Below are 25711 nucleotides of genomic sequence, written 5' to 3'. Positions count from 1 at the left end.
CTCGCTCGGCGCTCGGCCCGTCAGAGCTGCACGCAGCTGACGCAGCCGCGGCCCTTGGACTTGGCCAGATAGAGCTGCTCGTCGGCCGCGCTGATCAGCTCGGCCGCCGCCCGCCCGCTTTGCGGCCGCATCACGGCACAGCCCACGCTGATGGTCAGAAAGGGGCCGACATCGGAGCTGGCATGGGCGATATGGGCCATGCGCACGGCGTCCAGCACCTCCTGGGCCAGGCCGCGCGCGCCCTCCAGATCGGTCTCGGGCAGCACACAGGCAAACTCCTCGCCGCCAAAACGGCTGACGAAATCGCCCGGGCGCTTCAGCTGCATATTCAGGATCGCCGCCACCTGGCGCAAGGCCTCGTCGCCGGCCAGATGGCCGTAGTGGTCGTTGTAGCGCTTGAAGAAATCGACATCGATGATCAGCAGGCCGATCTCGTTGGCATTGCGCAGAGCGCGCTGGAACTCCTGCTCGCAGCACTCGTCGAAATAGCGCCGGTTGTAGACGCCGGTCAGGCCATCGATGAAGGACAGGTGGCGCAGCAGATCGCCCTGCAGCTTGAGCTGCAGATGGGCCTTGACCCGCGCCCGCACCACGGCCGGATTGAAGGGCTTGGCGATATAGTCCACCGCCCCCAGCTCCAGGCCAAAGGTCTCTTCCTTGGCATCGCTGTGCACGGTGACAAAAATCACCGGCAGATCGCGCAGATTGGCGTCGGCCTTGATCTGGCGGCAGACCTCGTAGCCATTCATGCCCGGCATCTGCACGTCCAGCAGGACCAGGTCGGGGCTCTTGTCCCGGCACATCTCCAGGGCCTGCGGGCCGGAGGTCGCCACCATCACCTGGTACTCCGAGGCGAAGACCTGGTAGAGCACCTGGATATTGATGGGCTGGTCGTCCACGATCAGCAGGCGCGAGCGCCGCTTGGGCGGGCCCAGCAGGCTCAGATCGGGGCCGCCAGAGGGTCGGTAGCTTGAATTCATCATCATGCGGATACCCGCGCCAGGCAGGCCCGGCACAAGCCGAGCGCCTGCTCGAAGTTGAGAATGGAGATCGCCTGCTCGATGGCCGGCATTTCGGGCTGAAGCCGCTCGGCATGCCGCTCGCGCAAGGCGCTGAAGGCCTCGGTGGCCCCCATATCCCAGTCCTGCAACAGCGTCAGCAAGCTCGCCATCGCGGCCTTGAACTCGGCCGCGTCGCCAAGGCCGGCGGCGGTGGCCTTGGGCCTGTCACCGGACTTGAGCGCCATCAGCGCCTGCGCCAGCTGCAGCAGCGCGGCACAGGCGGGCACGAGCTGCTGTTCCAGCGCGGCCAGCCAGTCGGCGCCCAGCGTTTCGCCGCGCTTGAGTGTGGCCTCGCCCTCGGCGCCCAGCTCGGCCAGGCGCTGCGCGCCCAGCGTAGCGGCCAAGCCCTTGAAGCTATGCGCCAGCAGCACCGCCTCGTCGAGCTCATGGGCCGCCATCTTGACGCTCAACTGCTGGGGCAGTTCCAGGGCAGATTTCGCAAAGGACTGGGCCATGCGCTGGAACAGCTCGGCCTTGCCCATGAAGCGGTCCATGGCGGACTGGGCATCAAAACCCTGTGCCAAGGCCCTGGCTTGCAAGTCCTCAGGCACCGCCAGCGTGGCAAAACGGCGCTCCTGGACTGCCGGCTCGGGACGCTCCTGGCTGTGCAATATCACGTCCACCAATTTATCCATGTCAAACGGTTTCCCCACATGTTCGTTCATGCCCGCGGCCAGGCATTCATCCCGGTCCGAGGCCATCACATTGGCGGTCATGGCAATGATAGGAAGCTGGGCCAGCCGCAGCTCTTGCCGGATGGCCCGGCTTGCACTGTAACCGTCCATCACCGGCATTTGCACATCCATCAGCACCAGATCAAAAGCTTCGGGGCTGGCGCGCAGGATGTCAACCGCCACCTGGCCGTTGCCGGCCAGCTGCACCGTGGCGCCGGCGTCCTCCAGCAACTCCTGGGCGACCTGCTGGTTGTTGAGGTTATCTTCCACCACCAGGATGCGCAGCTTGTGCAAGGGCTTGCCGGCACCGGGCTGCAGCGCGACCGAAGCGGCGCCGCCCTGCCCGGTGCGGCGCGCCTCCTGCACCGCGTCCAGCAGCATCTGCGGCGTGACCGGCTTGACCAGATAGCCGTCGAGCAAGCCCTGCTCGGCCTCGCTGCGACGCAGCAACTCTTCGCGCCCCTGTGCCGTCACCATGATGATGTGGGGCTGGGGCAGGCCGGGCGCCAGGCCGCGCAGACGCTGGACCAGCTCGAAACCATCCATGCCCGAGCCCATGCGCCAATCGACCAGCAGCAGCTCATAGGCCTCGCCTTGGGCGGCACGCTCTTGCAAGCGAAGCAAGGCCTGCTCGCCCGAGTCCACCGGCTCCATCCGCAGGCCCAGGGCCTGGCCGCAATGGCCCAGCAGTTCGCGCGCCGCCGGGTTGTCATCCACCACCAAGGTGCGCAAGGCCGGCAGCAAGGCCTGCACCAGGCGGGCATCGCCGGCCTGGGCGGGGGCGTCCAGGCCCAGGCTGAGTGTGAAGTAGAAGCGGCTGCCGCGGCCCAGCTCGCTGTCCAGCTGCAGGCTGCCGCCCATCAGATGCACCAGGCGCTGGCTGATGGCCAGACCCAGGCCGGTGCCGCCGTAGCGGCGGGTGGTGGAGGCCTCGGCCTGGGAGAAGCCGGTGAAGATTTTTTCCTGGTGCTCGGGCGCGATGCCGATGCCGGAGTCGCTGACCGAGAATTCCAGCTCCGCCACCCGGTCGCCCGGCTGCAGCGGCCGCGCCAGGCGCAGGGCCAGCACCACCTGGCCCGCCTGGGTGAACTTGCTGGCATTGCCGCCCAGATTGATCAGGACCTGCTGCAAGCGCATGGAGTCGGCCACCAGCAGGGGTGGCAGCGCGGGGTCCAGATCGAACAGGATGTCCACATTCTTCGGCCCCACATTGGCCGACAGGATGACGGAGAGATCGCGGAAGAGCTGGTCGACCCGGAAGGGCTGCAGGTCCAGCGCCATCTTGCCGGCCTCGACCTTGGAGAAGTCCAGGATGTCGTTCAGCAAGCCCAGCAGGGAGCGCGCCGCGCCCTCGGTCTTGCTGGCGTAGTCCTGCTGGCGCGGCGTCAGCTCGGTTTTCTGCAGCAGGCGCAGCAGGCCCAGGATGGCATTCATGGGCGTGCGGATCTCGTGGCTCATATTGGCCAGGAACTGGCCCTTGGAGCGCGCCGCCTCCTCCGCCGCTTCCATGGCCTCCATCATCTCGGTGATGTCGATGCGGAAGCCGACGATATGGCCGTCGTCCATGCGGCGTTCGATCACCCGGTTCCAGCGCCCATTGCCCAGTTTCTGCACCAGCTGGGTCTCGCCGCGCTGGTGCGCTTGCAGGCGCTCCTGCACCCAGGCCTCCTCGCGGCCGACAGCCTCGTCGAACTGGCCGCGCGAGGCGCCGACGCGGATGATGTCCTCGAAGCGCGCCCCCGGCACGATCAGATCGGCCGAGATCGCATAGACCTGGCGGTATTTCTCGTTGCAGAACACCAGGCGGTCCTGCGGGTCGAACAGCACAAAGGCCTCGTTGACCGCGTCGATGGAGCCGCGCAGCAAGGCCTCGGCCCGGCGCACCTCGGCCTCCGCCCGCTTGCGCACGCCGATATCGGTATAGGTGGTGACAAAGCCGCCGCTGGGCACCGGCTTGCTGCGCATCTCCATCACCAGGCCGTCGGGCCGCTCGCGCTCCCATTGGTGCGGCGCCAGCATGCTGGCGCGGGCCACATCCATGCTGTGCTTCATCGCCACTTCCAGGTCCAGTGTGCCGTTCTCGCCGCGCGTCCAGATCAGGCGCAAGACCTCTTCGATCGGCGAGATCTTGTCCTGCACCTCGCCCTCGTGCAGGCCGTAGAGGTCCATGAACATGCGGTTGTGCAGGGCCAGGCGGAAGTCGGCGTCGACAAAGGTCAGGCCGCAAGGCAGGCTGTCCAGCACCACCCGCAAAAGCTCGTTGCTGCGGCGCTGCTCCTCGGCCAGGCGCTTGGCCTCGCTGATGTCGTAATAGGTGCTGACAAAGCCGCCGCCCAGCATGGGCGCGCCGCGCACCTCGATCACCTTGCCGCTGCGCTGATGCTGCTCGAAATGATGCGGCCGGGGGTTGAGGCCGCGCTGGATCAGGGCCTGGATATGGCTCTCCATCGCCTCGCCCTCGCCATAGTCGCCCAGGCTGGCGTTGTAGCGGATGAAGGACTCGAAGCGCGGCGGCATCTCCTCGAACAGCGCCGCCGGGAACTCGAACATCTCGACGAATTTGCGGTTGTAGGCGCGCAGATTGAGCTCGCTGTCGAACACGCTCAGCGCGCAGGGCAGGCTCTCCATCACGCTCAGCAAGACCTGGTGGTTGCGCTTGCTTTGCACCTCCAGCTCGCGCTGCGCGCTGATGTCCTGGTAGGTGCCGACGATGCGCATGGCGCCGTTGTCGTCGAAGGAGGCCTCGCCCACCGAACGCACCCACAGAAAGCGGCCCAGATCGGTGTGCAGCGCCAGCTCCATATCCCAGGACTCGCTGGGGTCCTTGGCCTTCTCCATCGCCTGCTGCAGCCGCGCCCTGTCCTCGGCCGAGAAGTAGGACAGGGCCTGCTCCATCGTCACCGGCGTGCCGGGCGGAATATCGTGCAAACGGCAAGTCTGCTCTGACCAGATCAGCTCGCGCGTCTGCAGGTCGTACTCCCAGCCGCCGAGGCCGGCCAGCAGCTCCGAGCGGTCCAGGGCCGCCTGCTTGCGCAGCAGCTCTTCCTCGCTGCGCTTGCGGGCATTGATGTCCATCAGCGTGCCGGCGATCCAGCGCGGCGCGGCAGCGGCGTCCCGCTCGTACAGCTTGCCCCGCATCAGGCACCAGATCCAGGCCCCGGAGCTATGCAGCAGGCGCAGCTCGCATTCAAAGAACTCGGTATCGCCCCGGCAATGGCGGGCCAGCATATCGGAGGCCATCACCATATCGTCGGGGTGGATGTAGCGCAGCCAGGTGCGGGAATTCAGCGGCACCATCTCGGCCAGCTTGCGGCCGGTGATGCTGGCCCAGCGCTCGTTGAAGCGCGCCTCGCCGGTCTGCTCGTTCCACTCCCAGGTGCCGACATGGGTGCCGTCGATGATGCGAGCCAGGCGCTCACGCTGCTCGGCCAGATCGCTGCGGGCCCGCCGCGCCGCCGTGACGTCGGTGCGGATGGAGATGTATTGCTGCACCCGCCCGTTTTCATCCAGGATGGGCGCGATGATGCTGTTGACCCAGTAGATCTCACCGCTCTTGCTGCGGTTGCAGATCTCGCCCTGCCAGGACTTGCCGACCGAGATCGCCGCCCACAGCTCGCGCCAGAACTCCGGCGGATGCTGGCCGGAGTTGACGATGCGGTGGTTGCGGCCCAGCAGCTCCTCGCGGCTGTAGCCGCTGATGCGGCTGAAGGCCTCGTTGGCGTCGATGATAGTGCCGGCCGCATCGGCCACCGAGACAATGGCATGACGGTGGATGGTGTCCAGCAAGGACTTGCTGACGCCCATGGAGCGGGCCAGCTCCAGCTGCAGCTGCTTGCTGGCGGAGATGTCCCGATGGCGCCGCCACAGCCCCAGTAGCGCCAGGGGCAGCAACAAGCCCAGGACAAGCAGGGCGAGCAGGGGCAGCGAGACCATCAAGCGTCCATCGGCAGCCTGGGCCGCAAGGGCCGCCACCCCCACGGCATGGGCCAAGACGCCAGCGGCGTTCGCCGCTTCTCCGATTCCTTCCGGTCGTCAGCTTGCATCGCAGATCCCGTGCCGGGCTGGCACACCAAGGGTTCAGGGGCTGCGCTTAGTTTAGAGACTAGCTGGCGAATTCAGCAAAGGCTTTCGCTGCGCCGTCGGGTACTTATGCCAATATTTTGAGAGTTAGCCACTCTTAGCTGCCGCGCTGTTCTGTCAGCACCGTGCCGCAAAAACGACAAGGGGCAGCCTGCCAAGGCCGCCCCTTGCCAAACGCTTCAAACGCTCAGATCGCCTCGCCCGGCGCGCCCTCCTGCAAGAGCCGCTCGGCCTCGCGGCGGCCGAACAGCCAGAACAAGACCGGGGTCAGAAAGGTGTCCAGCAAGGTCGAGCTGATCAGGCCCGAGAAGATCACCACCGCCACCGGATGCAGGATCTCGGTGCCCGGCCGCTCGGCCTCGAACAGCAGCGGCGCCAGCGCAAACGCCGTCACCAAGGCCGTCATCAAGACCGGGCTGAGCCGCTCCACCGAGCCGCGCAGAATCATCTGCAGATCAAAGCGCTCGCCCTCGAAGCGCATCAGATTGATGTAGTGGCTGACCTTCAGAATGCCGTTGCGCACCGAGATGCCCGCCAGCGTGATGAAGCCCACCAGGGCCGCCACCGACAGCGGCTGGCCCGAGATCCACAGGCCCAGCACCGCCCCCACCAGGGCGAGGGGAATATTGACCATGATCATCAAGGCCAGGCGCGTGCTTTTGTAGCGGCTGAACAAGACCACAAACATCAGTGCCGCCGACACCAGGGACAGCAGGCCGACCAGACGCGAGGCCTCCTCCTGCGCCTTGAACTGGCCGCCCAGGGTGATGAAGAAGCCCTCGGGCAGGGGTGTGGCCGCCACGGCCGCGCGGATGTCCACCACGATGTCCGACAAGGCCCGCCCCTGCGCATTGGCCGAGAGCACGATGCGGCGCTTGCCCTCGTCGCGGCTGATCTGGTTGGGGCCATCGCCCTCCTCGATGCTGGCCAGCAGGGACAGGGGCACGCGGCCCGTGGGCGTGTCCATCATCAGGCCGGCCAGGCCATCCATCGCGCGCTGACCCTCGGGCAGGCGCAGCACCAGGGGGAAGCGGCGGCCGCCCTCGATGATCTGGGCCATCTGCTCGCCCTGCACCAGGGTCTGCAGCGTCGCCAGCAGATGCGGAACCGGCACGCCATAACGCGCCGCCGCAGCGTAGTCGATGCGCACCTTGATCTGCGGCGCCAGCACCATCTTCTCCACCTCCAGATCGGCCAGGCCGGGGATCTTGGCCAGGCGCTCGCGCAGGGCTTCGGCCTGGCCGCGCAGCTGGTCCAGGTCCTCGCCGAAGATCTTGATGGCGATCTGCGAGCGCACGCCCGAGAGCATGTGGTCGATGCGGTGCGAGATCGGCTGGCCCAGGCTGACGGCCACCGGCAGCAGGCTCAGGCGGGCTCGCATATCGGCCTTGATCTCGTCCATGCTGCGGCTGATCTCGGCCTGCGGCAGCAGGCCCACATCCAGCTCGCTGACATGCACGCCCTCGGCATGCTCGTCCAGCTCGGCCCGGCCGCTGCGCCGGCCCACATGCGTGACCTCGGGCACCTGGGCCAGCAACTGCTCGGCCTGGCGGGCGACCGTCGAGCTGGCCTCCAGCGTCACCCCGGGGTTGAGCCGCAGGCCCACCAGCAGGCTGCCTTCGTTGAAGGGCGGCAAAAAGGTGGTGGCGAAGAAGGGCACGGCCGCCACGGCCGCCAGCACGGCCAGCAGCGCCGCCGCGATGGCCGCGCGCGGCCGCGCCAGCGTGGCCTGCAGGGCCACGCGGTAGCGCGATTTCAGCCAGGCCAGCAGGCGGGTGTCGCCATGGTCCAGCGACTTCATGCGCGGCAGCAGATAGAGGCTGAGCACCGGCGTCACCGTCACCGAGACCAGCAGGCTGGCCAGGGTGGAGACGATGAAGGCAATGCCCAAGGGCACGAACAAGCGGCCCTCCATGCCCGGCAGGGCGAACAGGGGCAGGAAGACCAGCACGATGATGAGGGTGGCGTAGAGAATCGCCGAGCGCACCTCCAGGCTGGCCTGGGCCACCAGGCGCAGGGCCGGCGTGCGCTGCTCGGGCGGCAGCAAGCGGTCCTGCTTGAGGCGGCGCAGGATGTTCTCGATGTCAACCACCGCATCGTCCACCAGGCCGCCGATGGCGATGGCCAGGCCGCCCAGGGTCATGGTGTTGATCGAGAGCCCGAAGTACTTGAACACCAGGGCGGTGATGAAGATGGAGACGGGAATCGCCACCAGCGCGATCACCGTGATGCGCAGATTGCCCAGGAAGAGCAGCAGGATCAGGGCCACAAACACCGAGGCGCCGATCAGCTTGCCTTGCAAGGTGTTGATGGAGGCCTCGATGAAGCTGGCCTGGCGGAAGGTGACGCGCGGCTGGGCCATGCCGGCGGGCAGGCCGGCCTTCATCTGCGCCAGCGCTTCCTCGATGGCCCGCGTCAGCACCAAGGTGTCCGCCGTCGGCTGTTTCTGGATGCCCAGGATGACGGCCGGCGCGCCCTCGAAGCCCGCGTCCCCGCGCTTGAGCGCCGCGGCGAAGCTGACCTCGGCCACCTGGCGCAGCAGAATGGGCCGGCCCTCGCGGGCGCCCACGGCCAGCTGCTGCAGATCGGCCAGATCGCTGCTGCGGCCCAGATGGCGGATCAGGTACTCGCGCCCGTTCTGGGCCAGAAAGCCGCCCGAGCTATTGGCTGCATAACCCCTCAACGCAGCGGCCAGCTGCTCCACCGTGATGCCCATCTGCGCCATGCGGGCCGTGTCCGGCTGCACCCGGAACTGGCGCAGCTCCCCGCCGATGGGGATGACCTGGGCCACGCCGGGAATGGCCAACAGGCGCGGGCGCAGGGCCCAGTCGGCGTACTCGCGCACGGCCATGGCCGGGCTCACGCCACCCGGGGCGCTGGCCGCGGCGTCGATGGGGATGGCGATCTGCATGATCTCGCCCATGATGGAGCTGACCGGCCCCATGCGCGGCGTGATGCCCGGTGGCAGGCTGCCCTCGTCCAGGCTGCCCAGGCGCTCCGTCACCATCTGGCGGGCGCGGAAGATCTCGGTGCGCCAGTCAAAGGTGAGGTAGACAAAGGACAGGCCGGCGCTGGAAGTGGAGCGTACGGACTCCACGCCGGGCAGGCCGTTCATCACCGTCTCCAGCGGCATGCTGATCAACTGCTCCACCTCCTCGGCGGCCATGCCGCCGGCCTCGGTCATCAGCGTGACCGTGGGCTTGTTGAGATCGGGGAAGACGTCGACCGGCGTGCGCGTCAGCGTGAAGGCGCCGTAGGCCATCAGCAGCGCTGCGGCGATCAGCACCAGCAGGCGGTTGCCCAGGCTGTTATCAAGAATCCACTTGAACATGGCGGCTCCCTTCAGCGGATCTGGTTGAGCAGGCCGGCGGCCTCGCTCACCACCCGGTCGCCGTCCCGCAGGCCGGCCGTCACGGCGACCGAGGCGCCGTCCAGGGCCTGCACCTGCACCACCCGGGGCTCGAAGCGCTCCGGCGCCGTCTTGACCCAGACCATGGCCTGGTTGGCCGGGTTGCGCAGCAAGGCGGCCGCGGGCAGGGCCAGGCCCTGGACCTGGCTGCGCGTCTGCACCCAGAGCTTGAGCGTCTGGCCCAGCAGCAGGGGCGGGGCCGACTCGCCCGCACGGGGTTTGAAGACCAGGGGCAGGGCCTGCTCGCGCAGGCTCAGGCCCGCGCCGACGAAGTCCAGCGCCAGGCGCTGACCGCCCAGGGCCAGGGTGGCGCCGGCCACATCGGCGGCCAGGGCCGCGTCAAAGGCCAGGGCCTCGATGCGCAGGCGCTGCGGGTCCAGCACCTCGAACAGCAGCTCGCGTGCCTCCACCACCTGGCCGGCGTAGGCATTGGCGGAGGCGATCACGCCGCTGGCCGGCGCCCGCAAGGCCTCGCGCGCCTGCAGGCCGCCGCTGAGGGCGAGGCCGCGCGATTGCAGGCTTTGCGCTTCAGCCTCCAGGGCCTCGATCTCCTTGCGCGGCACGGTGTCGGCCAGCTCGCGCAGGCGCTTCAGGCGCTTTTGCGCCAGCTCGGCCGCGGCCTTCAGCTCGGCCAGCTGGGCGGCCTGGCTGGCGCGCTCCAGCGCCCCGGTGGCCGGTTCCAGCCAGGCCAGGATCTGGCCTTTCTGCACCGCCTGGCCCAGGCTGGGCAAGCCCTGCGGCCCCGCCACCAGCCGGCCCGCCGCCATGGCTTGCACCCGGCCGCCGGCATTGGGGTCCAGCACGACGCGGGCATTCAACTCCACGCTGCGCGGCAGCGCGGCCATATGGACCGGCTGGGTGCGCAAGCCCATCTGGCGCTGGGCCGGCTTGGGCAGAAAGACGGCGCCATCGGCCTGGCGCTGCGGCCCCTGGCCGGGCAGGCTGGCGGCGGGTTCCTCGTGGTCATGGCCCGGCCCCGCCAAGGCGGACGCCAGCGGCCAGGCCAGGCCGCTCAGCAGCAAGAGGGCGGCCAAGGCCCGCAGGCGGGGATGCAATTCGATCAGGGGCTTCATGCGCTAACTCCGTTCTTGCGTGCCACCAGGCGGCGGCTGCCGCGCCAGGCCAGGGCGGCCAGGGCGATGGCGCCCAGCAGGGCCGCGGCCAGGCCGGGGCCGAATTTGTGGCCAGCGGGCGCGGCGGCCGGGCTGGGCGAGGTGATTTCCAGCTTGCCCTTGAGGAGCTCGCTCCGACCCTGGCTTTGCACCAGGGCCTGGATAGGCCAAATGCCGGGCTTGGGTGGCGCGGCCAGCGCCAGCTCGAACTCACCGGCCTCGCCATGCGGCTCGGGCTTGAGCTGCTGCCCGCCTAACTCCAGGCTCAGCTGGGCGTCCTGCACCGGGCGGTTGTCGGCGGCGTGGTCCAGATAAAGCCTCAGTTCCTGACCCTTCAGGACGCCCACCAGCTCGTAGTTGGCGGAGCTGAGGGCAAAGCGCTGCGGCGCGCCTTGGTCCGCGGGGCCAGCCGCCACCGGCTTGGGCGCGGCCTCATGGCCTTCGTGGGCCCAGGCCGCGGCGGCGGGCAGCAACAGGCTCAGGCATAGCAGCAGCTGCTGCGGCGCCGAGCAAACAAGAGATGAATAAAACTTCATGGCATCACTTTCAAAATATGGGGGGCTGGCTGTGGGCCGATCAAATCGGCAGCAGGCCCAGGGCCTGGCGCAGCTCCGACCGCGCCTGCTGCAGGCGCAGGCCCGCGCGCTGGCTCTGGCGCTGAGCCTCGAAGGCGTCTTGCTCCACCCGCAGCAGCTGGGGCAGATCGCTCTGGCCCAGGGCGAAGGACTTGGCGAAGAAGCCGCGCGTCTGCTGGGCCAGCGCGGCTCTGTGCGCTGCCAGCTCGGCCTGGCTCTGAGCGCTTTGCAGGGCCAGGCGGGCCTGCGCGATCTCGCCGCGCAGCTGCAGCTCCTGCTGCTGCAGCAGGGCGCGTGCCTCCAGCTGCTCGGCCTGGGCATTGGCCAGGCGCGAGCGCTGGGCCGGCGCCGCGCCCAGCGGGATGCTCAGGCCCAGCGTCAGCGTCTGCGTGAAGGGCTCGCCAAAGCCGCCACGCTCGCGGCTGCTGCTCAGGCGCAGGGCCGGGTTGGCGCGGTCCTGGGTTTGCAGCAGGGCGTGGGCGCGCTCGCTCAGGCCCAGCCTGTCGCGCAACTCCTGCAGGGCCGGGTGCTCGGGCGGGACGGCCTCATCCGGCCTCGGCTCGGGCAGCGCCTCGCCCTGCTCCGCCAGGCGCTGCGCCGGCTGCAGGCCCAGGGCCAGCAGTTTCTGCCGCGCCTGTTGCGAAGCGAGCTGCGCTTGCTGCGACTCCAGCTCGGCGGCCAGGCGGGTCGACTCGGCCTGGTGCTGATCGGCCCGGGCCAGCTCGCCGGCCGCGACGCGGCGGGCCACGTCGCGGCTCAGCTGCGTGGCGGCCTGCAGGCGCTCGGCCGCCAGGGCCAGGTCTTGCTGCTGCAGCTGCCACTGCCACCAGGCCTCGCGCACCTGGGCGGCCAGGCGCCAGCGCGCCGCCGCCAGGCGGCTGTCGAGCGCGCCCTGCTCGGCCTCGGCCAGGGCCTGGCTGCGGCCGCGTTCACCCGGCAGCCACAGCGGGATCTGCAGGCCCAGCTCGTACTCGCGGCTGCCTTGGTTCTGGCCTCCGAAGCGGTCGGTCTTGGCCGCCAGCTCCAGGCTGAGGGCGTCGGCCGTCCAGGCCTGTGCCTGCTGGCGGCGGGCCGCCACGGCCTGCTGCCGGGCGGGTGCGGCGGCGGCCTCGGCTTGCAAGGCCCAGGCCTGCTCGAAGAGCTGGGCCAGGCCTATGGGCTGGGGTTCGGCATGACTCGGGCTGATGGCCAGCATCAGCAGCGTGCCGCAGGCAAGCGCCTGCCTCCCGGGGCGCCAGCGCGCCCAGCGGGATTTCAAATTCGTCGTGAACATCCAAAAAACTCCGGCTTGCAGCGGACCTGCTGACGAGGTCCGGCACGGCCGGCTCAAGGCATGAGCCGGCCAGCGAAGGCGAGTTCAAACTCGCCGCTTCAGCGGAGTTGGAGGTGCGGGGGGCGTATCAGGCGTTCGGGCACGCCGTGGGTGATGGAGCGCAGATAAGGCGTCAGGGCCGCGTCCTGCATCTGCCCCGGCGCCAGCGCATCGCCCGGCGCCAGCAAGGCCAAAGCACCGACATGGCAGGTGGCGCAGTCGGCGTCGAGCACAAAAAGGCTTTGGGCATCGGGCAGGGAGGGATCGGCGTCGGCATCGCCCAGCTCAAGCAGGCCGCTGGCGGCCCCTTCGTGCTTGTGCTCGTGATGGCCGATATGGCGCGAGGCCTGGCCGGACTCATGCTGGCAGGCGCTCGCCACGGCCGCCCAAGTCCATTGGGTGGTCATGATCAGCATCAACAGAATGAGCAGCAGGCGGCGCATGGCCGGCAGTGTAAGCGCAAGACCGGCAGGCCCGGCTGGGCCAAGGTCTTCTGACGTACACTTTGCCCGTCATGACGAACCGATTCGTGCAATTTGCCTTGGCCTGCTTGTTGGCGCTGGCGCTTCCCGTGCAGGGATTCGCGGCGCAAGCCATGCTTTTCTGCGCTCCGGTTTCGCACACCCAGGCAGGCTCGCACGAGCACCACGCGCAAGCGGCCGAGGCGCATCACGCGCAGCCGGGTGATGCACAGCAATCCTCGGACAAGGCCCACGGCAAATGCAGTGCCTGCGCCTCCTGCTGCAGCGCGGCCGCTCTGACGACGGAGCAGCCCGAGCTGGCGGCTCCGCCCTTGGACCAAGCCCTCAGCTCCAGCCCTTTGCGCGGCCTGGAGCGGGTGATGACAGGCGGCATCGAACGACCGCCCCGGCTGGCTCGCCTCTGAGCGAGCCCGGCTCGCTCTGAAGCCCTGCCACGCAACCGAATCTCGAGCTGCGCGGCCTTGCCACTCTTTTTTGCGAGTCTTGCCATGTCATCCGCCATCCTGGAGCATCCGGGCCGGGCGCTGCTAGCTGTGCTTTGCGTCGTCGCCGCCACCCTGGCGAGCCCGGCGCTGGCCAGCGCCTGCCCGCCTAGCGCCCCGCCACAGCTTCAAGCCCTGAACCCGCAGGCCGCCGTGCCGGCCCTGCATTACCGCTCGGCCTTCAAGGCCTACCGCCCCCACCGTGAGCAAAGCCTCGCCGCCTGGCCCCTCGTCAACGAGGAGGTGAGGCGCGCCGGTGGCTGGCGGGCCTATGCCGGCCAGGGCGACGTGGCGCCTGGCCAGGCGCACCATCAGCACCATCAGCACCATCAGCACCATCAGCCCCTGCCTGCCGCGCAGGTGCAGCCATGAGGAGCCCCGCCCCCATGCGCCTCAGCACCCACATCAAGCCCCTGCGCCGTGCGCCCCGCCTGCTGCTGATCGCCGCCCTGCCCCTGCTGCTGGGCGCCTGCGCCAGCCTCAGCCCAGACCGCGGCATGGGCCCGGTGCAGCAAGCCGCCCGCCAGCATCTGGGCCAGGAGCTGCCCCTCGCCCAGGACGGCGTCGCCCAGCGCGTGGCCGAGTTGCTGGAACAGCCGCTGACGGCCGACAGCGCCCTGCAGATCGCCCTGCTCAACAACCCCGGCCTGCAAGCCAGGTTCCAGGCCCTGGGCCTGGCCGAGGCGGAACTGGTGCAGGCCAGCCGCCTGCCCAATCCGGGCTTCTCGTTTGGCCGCAGCAAGAAGGGGGATGAGCGCGAGATCGAGCGCTCGCTGTCCTTCGACCTCGGCCATCTGATCACGCTGCCGCTGAACCGGCAGTTGGAGCAGCGCCGTTTTGCCGCCCAGCAGCTGCAGACCTCGCAGCAGATGCTGGCCTTGGCGGCCGAGACCCGCAAGGCCTTCTACCGCTCGGTGGCTGCCGCGCAGACCTTGCGTTATCTGGAGCAGGTCAAGGAGGCCGCCGATGCCGGCGCCGAGATGGCCCGGCGCCTGGCCCGGGCCGGCAATCTCAACAAGCTGGAGCAGGCGCGCGAGCACGGCTTCTACGCCGAGGCGGTGCTGAATTTGGCGCGCGGCCAGCAAGCCGAGGTCGCGGCGCGCGAACGCCTGATCCGCCTGCTGGGCCTGTGGGGTGCGCAGGCCCAGGCGCTCAAGCTGCCCGAGCGCCTGCCCGAGCTGCCGAGCGAGATCCAGGAGCAACCGGAGATCGAGCAGCAGGCTTTTGCCCAGCGCCTGGACGTGCAGGCCGCCAAGCTGCAGAGCGAGCAGATGGCGCGCAATCTGGGGCTGAACAAGATCACCCGCTTCGTCAATGTGCTGGAGCTGGGCCTGATCAACAACAGCTCTAACGATGCACCCAAGCAGACCGGCTACGAGCTGAGCATAGAGCTGCCCCTGTTCGACTGGGGCGATGCCCGCGTCGCGCGGGCCGAGCGCCTGTATATGCAAAGCCTGCACCAGGCGGCCGAGGTGGCCATCGCGGCGCGCTCCGAGGTGCGCGAAGCCTATCTGGGCCTGCGCAGCAGCTACGACATCGCCCGCCATTACCGCGACGACATCGTGCCCACGGCCAAGCGCATCTCGGAAGAATACCTGCTGCGCTACAACGGCATGTTCATCAGCGTGTTCGAGCTGCTGGCCGACTCGCGCAGCCAGATGGCCAGCGTGATGGGCGCCATCGCCGCCCAGCGCGATTTCTGGACGGCGCGCGCCGATCTGGACATGGCCTTGATCGGCAAGCCCAGCCTGAGCGGCCCCGGCGAAGCAGCGGGCACGGCCCCTGCCGCCGCGCCCGCGGGCCACTGAGAAAAATAGTTAGGAATCCGCGATGTTGAACCGACGCAATCTTTTGAAAGGCGCGGCCGTGTCGGCCACGGCCGTCTCCACCGTGGCCCTGGCCGCCCTGCCCGAGCCGGTGCTGCAAAGCTCGCCCGACACCCAGCCTCCCCTGCTGCCGCCCAATGGCCGGCCCTACAACCCGGTGGTGACGCTGAACGGCTGGACCCTGCCCTGGCGCATGAACCAGGGCGTGAAGGAGTTCCATCTGGTGGCCGAGCCCGTTGTGCGCGAGCTGGCACCGGGCATGAAGGCCCATCTCTGGGGCTATAACGGCCAATCTCCCGGGCCCACCATCGAGGTGGTGGAGGGAGACCGGCTGCGCATCTTCGTCACCAACAAGCTGCCCGAGCACACCAGCGTGCACTGGCATGGCCAGCGCCTGCCCAATGGCATGGACGGGGTCTCGGGCCTGACCCAGCCTTCCATCCAGCCGGGCAAGACCTTTGTCTACGAGTTCACGGCGCGCCGGCCCGGCACATTTATGTACCACCCACATGCGGACGAGATGACGCAGATGGCTATGGGCATGATGGGCTTCTGGGTCACCCACCCCAAGAGCCGCCATCCGCTGATCGACGCGGTGGACCGCGACTTCTGCTTTCTGCTCAGCGCCTACGACGTCGAGCCGGGTGCGGCCACGCCCAGGATCTCGACGATGACGGACTTCAATCTCTGGACCTGGAACAGCCGCGTCTTCCCCGGCATTGACTCGCTCCATGTGCGCCTGGGCGACAAGGTGAGGCTGCGCGTGGGCAATCTGACCATGACCAACCACCCCATCCATCTGCACGGCCACGAGTTCATGGTCACCGGCACCGACGGCGGCCCCGTGCCTCGCAGCGCGCGCTGGCCCGAGGTGACGACCGATGTGGCGGTGGGCCAGATGCGGCAGCTGGATTTTGTGGCCGACGAGCCGGGCGACTGGGCCCTGCACTGCCACAAAAGCCACCACACCATGAATGCCATGGGCCACGGCCTGCCCACCATGATTGGCGTGGACCACAGCGGCCTGGCCCAGAAGATCAGCAAGCTGGTGCCCGACTATATGGTGATGGGCGAGCGCGGCATGGCCGATATGGGCGAGATGAGCATGCCCCTGCCCGACAACACCCTGCCGATGATGACGGGCCAGGGCCCGTTTGGCGGGGTGGAGATGGGCGGCATGTTCTCGGTGCTCAAGGTGCGCAAGGAGCAAAAGCCCGGCGACTACAGCGACCCCGGCTGGTACCGTCACCCCAAGGGCGAGGTGGCTTATGAATGGAGCGGCGCCCTGCCCGAGGCCAGCCGTGGCGGCGCCAAGAGCCAGTCCAGGCAATCCATGCCCCAGCAGAACCCGCCGGCCAGCAGCACCGAGTTGAAGGTGCGCAAGCCCGGCGGCCACGACCACCATTGATTTGATGCAAAGGAGCCGACCATGAAACCCATCTTCGGAATCAAGCGCCTGGCGGCGATCGCCCTGCTGAGCATGAGCTCGCTCGCGCAAGCCCATGGCGACGCACACCCGCAAGACCAGCCCCTGCGCCCGGAGCAGACGGCCTGGGGCATTGCCGCCCCGGCCCAGGCCGCCACCCGCACGCTGAACTTCAGCATGAACGACCAGATGCGCTTCAGCCCGCAAAAAGTCGAGGTCAAGCAGGGCGAGACCCTGCGCCTGCGCATCAGGAACGAGGGCGCGGTGATGCACGAGTTCGTGCTGGGCAACAAGGCCCAGCTGGACGCGCACGCGGCCATGATGCTCAAGCACCCCGGCATGGCCCACGATGAGCCCTATATGGCCCATGTGGCGCCGGGCCACACGGGCGAGATCGTCTGGACCTTCAACCGCGCCGGCGAGTTCGACTTCGCCTGCCTGATCGCCGGCCACTACCAGGCGGGCATGGTGGGCAAGGTGATCGTCAAAGCCCAGACCAAAAAACACAGCCATTGATGCCTTGCCACATCAGCAAGCGAAAGGAAAAACCATGTTCAAACGCCCACCCACCCGGCGCCGCCTGCTGCTGGCCGGCAGCGCCTTTTTGCTCGCCGCACCAGCCCTGGCCAGCGATTCAAAGGAAAAAAAAGCCCCGGCCCCGCTGATCCAGGTCTGGAAAGGCCCCAGCTGCGGCTGCTGCAATGACTGGATCAAACATCTGGAAGCGAACGGCTTCCGGGTGCAGAGCCACGACGACGGCAATACCGATGCCCGCGCCCGCCTGGGCGTGAGCCTGCAATACGGCTCCTGCCACACCGGCCTGGTAGGGGGTTATGCCATCGAGGGCCATGTGCCGGCGCGCGAGATCCATCGCCTGCTGAAAGAGCGCCCCAAGGCCATAGGCCTGGCCGTGCCCGCCATGCCTATCGGCTCGCCCGGCATGGACGGCCCCGAATACGGCACGCGAAAAGATCCTTATGAGGTGCTCTTGCTGGCCAAGAATGGCAGCAGCAGCGTCTACCAAAGCTACCCTTGAAATCGAAAAGGACTGATCCCATGAACAAGCATGCCCTGGCCCTGAGCCTTCTCTTGTCTCTGGTGGGCGCGGCCCACGCGACCATGCCCACACCTCAGCCTGCCGCCGCAGCGGCAGCCAGCGAAGCGCAAGCACAAGCGCCCGAGCTGGCCGAGGGCGAGATCCGCCGCATCGATGTGGAGAACAAAAAAATCACCATCAAGCACGGCCCCATCAAAAGCCTGGCCATGCCCGGCATGACCATGGTGTTTGTGCTGAAGGACGAGGCGCAGCTGAACGCGCTCAAGGTGGGCGACAAGATTCGCTTTGATGCGGCTCGCATTGAGGGCGTGTTTGTTGTGACCCGGTTGCAAAGGCCGTAAGGCGGATCGAGATCGGTGTGAGGCGCAGGGTCAAGTGCGCCTCGCGCAACAGTTCTACGAAGGCTTCCCGCGTAATAGGAGGGCCATGTCGCGGATCAAGGGTGGTTCTGCAGCGGCTACGGACCTTCCGCCACCAGCGAGTCCGCCACGGCGCCGCTATCAGCGCAGAAAATCAGGGGCCGGCCGGCCATACAGAAACATGCCGTTCTTCAACCAGGTGTCCAATGGCTGAACAGCGTGTAGAAGGCCGTTGCTGTATGCATCAGAGGCGTCGATTAGTCCGCGCAACAGGCTGAGATTCTTGTGCTGGCGCGCGGAGAATCGATCAAGAGCTTGCTGAAGTTCCGGCAGCGAGTGGCCAAGAACGTATGTGAAGTGCCGCCCGATCAACCCCGCAATCACATCGGAGGCTTGAATGCCGATCTCGCTCTTCGAATCAGAAAAGCGATAGTCAAGGCGGCGTTCCCCATTCCTGATCTCAACCCTTTGCAAGATCCGCTCAATGTTCGTTTCACGATCCAAGACGTGAGACGCTTGCTTGAACATGCACAGCACATGCGTGAAATGCGTAGAGAAGTCGCCGATCAGCTCGCCGGGCTCGTTGTCGTGGAGAACGATCAGCTCTAGTCGCGGCAACTTTGCAGCATTACGCAGCAGCTTCTTGAGCGCTTGAGTGGCAAAGTTGCGGTTTTTCGGGAGCCTTCGTTCGACAAATGCCAAGACGCACTTCAGAAACGCTGGGACGTCTGCGCGCTTGAGGTTCGGATATCCGAATCCATGAAGCAGGGTCATGAAAGCGCTGGGGGCGACCTTGACGGCGAAGACGAGTTCGTTCTTAAGCTCCATGTGCACTTCGTTGATGTTGACGCGTTCGTCATTCATCAAGGACTCGATAATGTCCAGTACCGACCAGAACAGCACATCGAGAACGGAGTAGTGGATGAGCGTCTCCGACTCGGTCAGCCACTCAAGGAACGACGTCAACCTCTCTGAGGCCAGCGCACCCTCGTACTCCGGCGGTGCCACATGCTTGTACTTGATCTCGGTTGCGCTGACCTGGATTCCCATCTCCTTGCGCAACGCATCCCAGCCAACGATCTCTTTACCAGGCTTCAACGCGATTCCAGCAAGCGCGAACATCCTGTTCGGGTCATTGTTCAACCCGACCTCCGACAGCGTGAGCCGCCTGATGTTATTGGTCTCATCGTAGTACAGCCGCAGAGGTTGATCCCAGCTGGGGTTCGCGTAAGGGTTGCGTTGGTTGTCTGCCTGGATGATGTGCATGTTTTGAGGCTGCTGACGACCATGACCCAACCGTGGTGAACGACCGGTCAGTGGTTCGCCAAGTTTACCCGCGCCTTCCGAACTTCAATTACTGACGGAGCCGCTGCCGGCGCAATGGGCAGAGGCCGATTCTGACGGCTGGTGAGTGGTCACCCAGTCGTCGTACCTGCCAAGAACTAGGTCCGCAACCATGACAAGACTTGTCCAAGCATGCGGATCATCAGTGCAGTGGTTCTGCACGCTATATTCATCTGCATGCAGGACCTTACTTGACATCGCGAAGATGAACTGAAACACGCTGTCAGCATTACGCCGCAATTGCTCGTTCGTCTTACCGCCGGCCGTCATGTACCTCAGTTTGAAACGTCCCTGTGGAATCTTGGCGAGCAACCCACCGCCTCCTTCAATGTCGTCCAGTTTCATGCCCCACCGCTTTGCTCGGCCCATGACATCGAGGAGGTCGTTCATGCCAACATTGATAAACTTTTTCTCGTCACCGTCGTATAACTTCTCCCAGGCATCTGCCACGACAAGCAACTCAGCCAATCGACGGACCTCAAGCGCGAGCATCAGCTTTGTTGCTTGCGGATCGTCGATACCGCCGTATTCATACCGGTGATTACGTGGATCAGAGCCCTTGATGGTGTTGCGTATGCGGTCGGCGTGGTACTTGGCAACGGTGCGGACGGATTCCATGCTTCTGAGTCAGATGTTGGCTAAGTGCGGGCGACGTACTGCCGCTACCTACGCCCTGGGACGCGCGTAGCAGGCTCAAGTCGGCGCGCACATTGTGCCCACTACAAAACGTTTCCTTTCAGCCTGTTGCCAAAGTTCAACCAACTTCACTGACGACTAAAGACCAACCTGTTGCCGTGGGAGTGAACCCAGCCGTTGAAGCTGGAGAGGTTCCACGGCTGTCACAGTCACTTTGGCGAGCTGGCATTGCAGCTTAAGCAAAGCAACTCGGAGCACGCACCCAGGGCCCGCCTTACCCGGCCAAGTCAACCTCAGCCCCTTCGACAAAAACCTGTCGCACTAGCAACTCAGCATCCATCACCACCAGGTCAGCCCAAGCGCCGGCCTGCAGCACGCCGCGCTCCGCTTGAATACCCAGATACTCCGCCGGATACTGGGACAAACGACGCGAGGCGTCGGCCAGGTCCAGGCCGATGCTGACCAGATTGCGCAAGGCCTGGTCCATGGTGAGGGCGCTGCCGGCCAAGGAGTCACCCAGCACCAGGCGCACGCAGCCAAAGCACTTCATCACCCGCTGCGAACCCAGGGCGTATTCGCCATCGGGCATGCCGGTGGCGGCCGTTGCATCGCTCACGCCGTAGGCTTTTGGGATGCTGCGAAAAGCCGCCCGCAAGGCCCCGGCATGCACATGGTGCAGATCGGGGATCAGCTCGGCAAACTCCGCATGGGCCAGGGCCGCGCCCACCATGCCGGGGTCGCGGTGATTGAGCGGCGTCATGCCGTTGAACAAATGCGTGAAGCCCGCCGCACCGGCCTGCAGCGCGGCCAGGCCGTCTTCATAGGTGCCCGCGCTATGGCCCAGTTGCACCCGTATGCCCAGCTCGCACAGCGCGGGGATCAGGGCCAGATGGCCGCCGACCTCGGGCGCCAGGGTCAGCACCTTGATGGGGGCGATGGCATGCAGGCGCTGCACGCCTGCCAGCGTGGCCTCCACGACCAGGGGCGGCTGCGCACCCAGGCGGCGATGGTTCAAAAAAGGCCCTTCCAGATGCACGCCCAGCACCCGCGCGCCGGCCGGGTCGCGCCGGGCAATGGCGCCGGCCAGACCCTGCAGAGCGCGCTCGATCTCGGGTGCATGGGCCGTCATGGTCGTGCCCAGCATGGCGGTCGTGCCGTGGCGGGCATGGGCGCGCGCCACATGCTGGGCCGCGTCGCCGCCACGCATGATGTCCACGCCCTCGCCGCCATGCACATGCAGATCGATGAAGCCGGGCAGGATGAGCGTGTCGGCGGCCACGCTCGCGTCTTCTTGCAGGCGCTGGATGCGGCCGTGCTCGACGTACAGCCGCCCGCGCAGCCAGCCAGCGGCCGTCAGGATGCGGCCTTGCAATACCTGGGTCTGATTCATGAGAAACAAAACTCCAAAAGACGACCACAGAGACACGGAGACACAGAGAAAAACACAGAGGAATACCAGGAACTCAATTGAATGAACTCTGTGTCTCTGTGGTTGAAATTGAATTCCATGTTTCTCCGCGAACGCAGGGCGCCGCCAGGGGCCTGGGATGTTCATCAGTCGACCACGATCAGCTCGATACCCAGGCGCTGCAGGCCGTCGCGGTACTCGGCGCTGATGCCGGCGTCGGTGATGAGTGTCTGCACCCGCTCCAGGCCGATGATGCGATGCAGGCTGACGCGGCCGAACTTGCTGGAGTCGGTCAGCACAATGGTGCGGCGCGAACGCTCCACCATCTTGCGGTTCAGGCTGGCCTCGCGCTCGCTATGGGTGGTGATGCCGAAGTGCAGATCGAAGCCGTCCACCCCCAGGAATAATTTGTCGAAGTTATAGGTGGCCAGGCTGGCCTCTGCCTGCACGCCCTGGAAGGACTGCGAGGCGCGGCGCAGCACGCCGCCGGTGCTCATCACCTGCACGCCCTCCGCCTGCGCCAGCTCCTCCACGATATTGAGCCCGTTGCTCATCACCGTCAGGTCCTGGGCCGTGCGCAGATAACGCGCCAGCTTGTGGGTGGTGGTGCCGGAGTCGATCAGGATGTTCTCGCCGGCCGAGACCATCTCGGCCGCGCGCACGCCGATGCGCTCCTTCAGCGTGGGATTGAGATGGTCTTTTTCGCGGATGTCCTGCTCGGGCGTGCCGCGCGGGTTGAAAAATGCACCGCCGTAATTACGCGTTAGCAAACCCTGTTGCTCAAAATGGTCGAGGTCGTGACGGATGGTCACGGCCGAGACGCCCAATAGCGGCACCAGGTCCGAGACCTGCACGCTGCCTTGCTCCATCAGGAGTTTGAGCAATTGTTCCCTGCGTTGATTGGTATTCCTCATGCTGCTCTGGTTGACGACCTGAGCCTGCACTGTAGCCCCGATTCCCCCGGCTTTCGGCGGCTGGGCGCTCATGGTTTTCGCTCTCCGCAAGCGCTGGCGTAGCGGGCGATGAGCCGCTCCACCGGATGCAGCAGCAGGGCCTGCGCCTGCAGGGGCAGCGCGCCTTGCAGCACGGCCTCGTACTGCACCGGCATGTGCTGGCTGAGCAGCGGCAGCGGGATGCCGCAGGCATCCAGATTGGCCAGCAGCGCGGCCTGGGCGGCCAGCAACTCGGGCAGGCCCCAGTAGTAGCGACAACGGTCGCTGAGCGAGTAGCGGCGCAGCAAGGCCTGCTGGGCCGGCTGCCCCGTGTAGTACTTCTGCCAATGCCTGGGCTTGGCCAGCATGCAGCGTTCGAGCACGCCGGGCAGGTCGGCGCAACACTCGGGCGGCAGCAGCTCGCGCTCGATGGCGGACAGGGCGAACAAGGCCTCGCGCAGCGCAAAGCTCAGGGCCGGCCCGACCTTGAGGATGGCGAAATGGTCGCGCACCAGCTGGCTCAGCGCGGCCTCGGTCTGGTAGTCGGTGGAATGGGCTTCGAACAGCAGGCCGCCCAGGCCCTGCTCCGCCAGACCGGCCAGCTCGCGGGCGGCCTCGGGCTGGTAATGGAAGATGCGGCTGTGGTCAAAGTCCACCCCCGGCTGCACCACCAGGGCGATGACGCGGGGCCAGGTCTTGCTCAAGGCTCGGGCCTCGAAAGCCTCGCGGTGCACGGCCACCGTGCGCCGGGCCGCGGCCGCGCGGGTGACGGCGATCACATCGGGTTCGCCCAGCTCGCCGCCGGGCACCGGCACCTCGGTGCCGATGACGTAGACGGGCGCGGGGCCAGCCTGCTTGCGGCGAGCATGAGCTTGCTCGGCCACCTCGCAGAGCTCGGCCGAGCGGGCGGCGATCAGCTCGTCCGACAGAACGGCGGGGTCGTCGGCGCAGCGCATGCTGCAGTCCAGATGGATCTTCTCGAAGCCGGCGTCCACATAGGCCGCGATCAGCTCGCGCGCATGGCCCATGGCTTGGTCGGCGGGCAGATGCTGCCAGGCGTTCGGGCCCAGATGGTCGCCGCCCAGGACGACTTGCTCGGGCGCCAGCCCCACCGAGGCCGCCAGCGCCAGCACATGGGCGCGGAACTGCGGCGGCCGCATGCCGGTATAGCCGCCGAACTGATCGACCTGGTTGGAGGTGGCTTCGATCAGCACATGGCCGGCCCGGCGCTGCGCGTGCTTGAGCGCGGCCAGCAAGACCTGCTCATTGGCCGAGCAGACGCTGTAAATACCCAGGGCTTGGCCGGCACGGTGAGCGGCGAGTTGTTGCAGGATCCAGGACATGGCGGTGAGGGTCTTTGGAAGGTTAGGAAGGCAGGGCCAGCAGGGCCGCGCCGCGGCTGCCGCCGGCATCGCCGAAGCGCGGCGGCAGCACCCGCGGCGGCCGGACCTGGGCAAACAGATGCGGCCGCATGGCGGCCGGCAGGCGCTGGTACATCAGCGGCATCTGCGAGAGCCCGCCGCCCAGCACCAGGACCTCGGGGTCCAGCAGCAGCACCAGCTGGGCCAGGCCATAGCCCAGCAGGTCGAAGTAGCAGTCCAGGGTATGGCGGGCGGCGGCGTCGCCGGCCTCGGCCGCGGCGGCAATGGCCGCGGGCTCGCTGACCCGGCCGCTGAAGAACTGATGCAGGCGCCGCATGCCGCTGCCCGAGACATAGGTTTCCAAGCAGCCTTGCAGGCCGCAGCCGCAGGCCACCAGGGGCAGCTGGTAGTGCAGGGCCAGGCGGGCCGGCACGGCCATATGGCCCCACTCGCCCGCCAGGCCCTGGGCGCCGCGCAGCAGGCGCCCGTCGGCACAGAAGCCGCCGCCCGCGCCGGTGCCCAGGATGGCGCCGAACATGCTGCGCGCCTGCGCCGCCGCGCCGCCATAGGCCTCGGACAAGGCGAAGCACTGGCAGTCATTGCCAAAGGCCAGCCGGCGCCCGCCTCGGCCCAGGCGCTTTTCCAGCAGCTCGACCACCGGCTGCTTGTGCAGGCAGGGCACATTGCTGCTGATCTGCAAGCCGGTCTGGCCGTCGCGCAGGCCGGGCAGGCCGATGCCGAGGGGGCAGGCCTGCAGGCCCAGCGCGTCCTCGGCCTCCTGCACCAGCTCGGCCAGCGCCTGCACAAAGGCCGGCAGCTGCTGGGTGGGCGTGGCCACGCGCTTGCGGAACACGGCCTCCATCGCCTGCGGCGCGGACGCCGCCAAGCGGTAGGCCACCAGCTCGATCTTGCTGCCGCCGACGTCGATGCCCAGCAGGGTTTCCTGGCTCATCTCAAGCGCTCTTGAAGGGGTAGATGCTCACGCCCTGCACGACCCGGTTGACGGTGCCGCCAGGGAAGGGATTGTCCGGCGTGCCGCCCAGGGCGACGGCGCGCTGCAGCGCATATTGCTGGGCCAGCAGCAGGCCCAGCAAGCCCTGCCAGGCATCGCCGCCGGCTTGCGCGGGCAGGCCGATATCAGGCTCGCCAAAAGGCGGCAGCGCCGGGCCCAGGGCCAGCACCTCGCCGGCCACGCCGTCGCGCCGCAACTCGTCCAGCAGATCCTGCTGATAACGGCGAGCATGCGCGTCGCTGCTGGCGTAGAGCAACACCAGGGTGTCGGCATTGAGCAGGGACTTGGGGCCATGGCGGAAGCCCAGCGAGCTGTCGGCAAAGGCGACGACGCGGCCGGCCGTCAGCTCCAGCAGCTTGAGCGCGCTTTCCTTGGCGATGGCGGCCATGGGGCCGTCACCCAGGAAGACCACCCGCGGCCGTTCCGCCAAAGCCAGGCCCGCCAGGCGCTCGGCCGTGGCCTGCAGCACTTGCTCGCCTTGCTCGGCCAGCGCCAGCAGGCGCTGCTCGCGCTGCGGCCAGGGCTCGCTAGCAAACACGGTCAAGGCGGCCAGCAGCATGGCGCTGAAGCTGCTGGTCATGGCGAAGCCTTGATCGCAGCTGCCCACGGGCATCAGCAGGTTCAGCGTGTCGGCCTGTTCCCGGCCTTCGCGGTAGAGCGCGCCCTGCTCATTGCAGGTGATGTTGAGAAAACCGCAGCCGCTGACCTGCTCGCGCAGCAGCTGCACGGCGGCCAGGCTCTCGGGGCTGTTGCCGCTGCGCGCGAAGGACACCAGCAGCGTGGGCCGCTCGCGCCGCAGATAAAGCCTGGGATGGCTCAGCAAGCTGGTGGTGGCGATGGCGCGCACCTCGCAAGGCCACTGGTGATTGACCTCGTCCGCCAGCACCTCGCCGATGAAGGCCGAGCTGCCCGCGCCGGTGAAGATGACGAGGCTGTCCGCCGCATGCAGCCAATGCTGCAGGCAGCGGCCGATCTCGCCCTGCTGCGCGGCCAGGCTCGCGGCCAGCTCGCGCCAGATGCGCGGCTGCTGGACGATCTCCGCGGCGGTGTGCAGGCCGCTGAGGGCCTGCCATTGCGCGGGGCTGCGGGTCAGGAGAGGGAGGCTCATGATGGGGTCAGAAGAAAAAGAAATCGAGGAAGAAGGCATGCGGAGGGCGGGCCGG

The 25711-nt window shown here is 67.3% G+C and carries 21 protein-coding genes; 7 read left to right on the top strand and 14 right to left on the bottom strand.

The genetic code is table 11. The features are described from left to right. Positions 1-20: 20 nt before the first annotated feature. From HNP55_RS15040 to HNP55_RS15010, 7 genes are all read right to left on the bottom strand, one after another. Complete coding sequence (locus tag HNP55_RS15040; RefSeq protein ID WP_246448439.1) at positions 21-986, bottom strand: diguanylate cyclase; 966 nt, start codon at positions 984-986, stop codon at positions 21-23. After that, the gene (locus tag HNP55_RS15035; RefSeq protein ID WP_184300948.1) at positions 983-5725 is read right to left on the bottom strand and encodes a PAS-domain containing protein; all 4743 of its coding nucleotides are present in this window, start codon (positions 5723-5725) and stop codon (positions 983-985) included. The genes HNP55_RS15040 and HNP55_RS15035 overlap by 4 nt, the downstream gene beginning before the upstream one ends. A gap of 277 nt (positions 5726-6002) precedes the next feature. Next, a complete protein-coding gene (locus HNP55_RS15030) occupies positions 6003-9146 on the bottom strand; it encodes an efflux RND transporter permease subunit (protein WP_184300945.1) in 3144 nt (1047 codons plus the stop codon). 11 nt (positions 9147-9157) lie between these two features. Beyond that, complete coding sequence (locus tag HNP55_RS15025; protein ID WP_184300942.1) at positions 9158-10297, bottom strand: efflux RND transporter periplasmic adaptor subunit; 1140 nt, start codon at positions 10295-10297, stop codon at positions 9158-9160. Then, positions 10294-10872, bottom strand: a complete 579-nt coding sequence (locus tag HNP55_RS15020; RefSeq protein ID WP_184300940.1) for a hypothetical protein — start codon at positions 10870-10872, stop codon at positions 10294-10296. The genes HNP55_RS15025 and HNP55_RS15020 overlap by 4 nt, the downstream gene beginning before the upstream one ends. Before the next feature lie 40 nt (positions 10873-10912). Continuing rightward, positions 10913-12184, bottom strand: a complete 1272-nt coding sequence (locus HNP55_RS15015; RefSeq protein WP_246448438.1) for a TolC family protein — start codon at positions 12182-12184, stop codon at positions 10913-10915. A 98-nt stretch (positions 12185-12282) separates the two neighbouring features. Continuing rightward, positions 12283-12666, bottom strand: a complete 384-nt coding sequence (locus HNP55_RS15010) for a hypothetical protein (protein ID WP_184300937.1) — start codon at positions 12664-12666, stop codon at positions 12283-12285. A gap of 152 nt (positions 12667-12818) precedes the next feature. Here HNP55_RS15010 and HNP55_RS15005 point away from each other — a divergent pair, with 152 nt between their 5' ends. The 7 genes from HNP55_RS15005 (at position 12819) to HNP55_RS14975 (ending at position 17837) form a co-directional block, all read left to right on the top strand. Then, positions 12819-13109, top strand: a complete 291-nt coding sequence (locus HNP55_RS15005; protein WP_221439620.1) for a hypothetical protein — start codon at positions 12819-12821, stop codon at positions 13107-13109. A gap of 84 nt (positions 13110-13193) precedes the next feature. Further along, positions 13194-13559 carry a hypothetical protein gene (locus tag HNP55_RS15000; RefSeq protein ID WP_184300931.1) on the top strand — a complete coding sequence of 122 codons (366 nt, stop codon included), beginning with the start codon at positions 13194-13196 and terminating at the stop codon, positions 13557-13559. Continuing rightward, entirely contained in the window at positions 13556-14995 is a 1440-nt protein-coding gene (locus HNP55_RS14995) for a TolC family protein (RefSeq protein ID WP_246448437.1), read from the top strand. Before HNP55_RS15000 ends, HNP55_RS14995 begins: the two co-directional genes overlap by 4 nt. A 22-nt stretch (positions 14996-15017) precedes the next feature. After that, a complete protein-coding gene (locus HNP55_RS14990; RefSeq protein ID WP_184300928.1) occupies positions 15018-16421 on the top strand; it encodes a copper oxidase in 1404 nt (467 codons plus the stop codon). Positions 16422-16442: 21 nt separating this feature from the next. Continuing rightward, positions 16443-16955 carry a cupredoxin domain-containing protein gene (locus HNP55_RS14985; protein ID WP_184300925.1) on the top strand — a complete coding sequence of 171 codons (513 nt, stop codon included), beginning with the start codon at positions 16443-16445 and terminating at the stop codon, positions 16953-16955. A gap of 34 nt (positions 16956-16989) precedes the next feature. Beyond that, complete coding sequence (locus HNP55_RS14980; RefSeq protein WP_184300922.1) at positions 16990-17475, top strand: DUF411 domain-containing protein; 486 nt, start codon at positions 16990-16992, stop codon at positions 17473-17475. Positions 17476-17495: 20 nt separating this feature from the next. Beyond that, the gene (locus HNP55_RS14975; RefSeq protein WP_184300919.1) at positions 17496-17837 is read left to right on the top strand and encodes a copper-binding protein; all 342 of its coding nucleotides are present in this window, start codon (positions 17496-17498) and stop codon (positions 17835-17837) included. 159 nt (positions 17838-17996) lie between these two features. On the opposite strand, the gene HNP55_RS14970 is transcribed toward HNP55_RS14975, so the two are convergent. The 7 genes from HNP55_RS14970 to HNP55_RS14940 all read right to left on the bottom strand — a co-directional run bounded on the left by HNP55_RS14970 (position 17997) and on the right by HNP55_RS14940 (position 25656). Then, positions 17997-19121 (bottom strand): DUF3800 domain-containing protein, encoded by a 1125-nt coding sequence (locus HNP55_RS14970; protein WP_184300916.1) that lies wholly within the window; start codon positions 19119-19121, stop codon positions 17997-17999. Between the two features lie 84 nt (positions 19122-19205). Continuing rightward, positions 19206-19817: a hypothetical protein gene (locus HNP55_RS14965; RefSeq protein WP_184300913.1), complete on the bottom strand. Its 612-nt coding sequence runs from the start codon at positions 19815-19817 to the stop codon at positions 19206-19208. A gap of 292 nt (positions 19818-20109) precedes the next feature. Beyond that, complete coding sequence (locus tag HNP55_RS14960) at positions 20110-21225, bottom strand: N-acetylglucosamine-6-phosphate deacetylase (RefSeq protein ID WP_184300910.1); 1116 nt, start codon at positions 21223-21225, stop codon at positions 20110-20112. A gap of 164 nt (positions 21226-21389) precedes the next feature. Continuing rightward, positions 21390-22157, bottom strand: a complete 768-nt coding sequence (gene agaR, locus HNP55_RS14955; protein WP_184300907.1) for a transcriptional repressor AgaR — start codon at positions 22155-22157, stop codon at positions 21390-21392. Between the two features lie 68 nt (positions 22158-22225). Further along, positions 22226-23518: a D-tagatose-bisphosphate aldolase, class II, non-catalytic subunit gene (locus tag HNP55_RS14950; RefSeq protein WP_184300904.1), complete on the bottom strand. Its 1293-nt coding sequence runs from the start codon at positions 23516-23518 to the stop codon at positions 22226-22228. A gap of 22 nt (positions 23519-23540) precedes the next feature. Continuing rightward, entirely contained in the window at positions 23541-24488 is a 948-nt protein-coding gene (locus HNP55_RS14945) for an ROK family protein (RefSeq protein WP_184300901.1), read from the bottom strand. A 1-nt stretch (position 24489) separates the two neighbouring features. Further along, positions 24490-25656 carry an SIS domain-containing protein gene (locus HNP55_RS14940; RefSeq protein ID WP_184300897.1) on the bottom strand — a complete coding sequence of 389 codons (1167 nt, stop codon included), beginning with the start codon at positions 25654-25656 and terminating at the stop codon, positions 24490-24492. Between the last annotated feature and the right edge of the window lie 55 nt (positions 25657-25711).

Origin of the sequence: Roseateles oligotrophus, from assembly GCF_014204525.1 — a bacterium.
Lineage (GTDB): Bacteria > Pseudomonadota > Gammaproteobacteria > Burkholderiales > Burkholderiaceae_C > Paucibacter_A > Paucibacter_A oligotrophus_A.
This window is presented reverse-complemented; position numbering and strand designations above follow the sequence as displayed.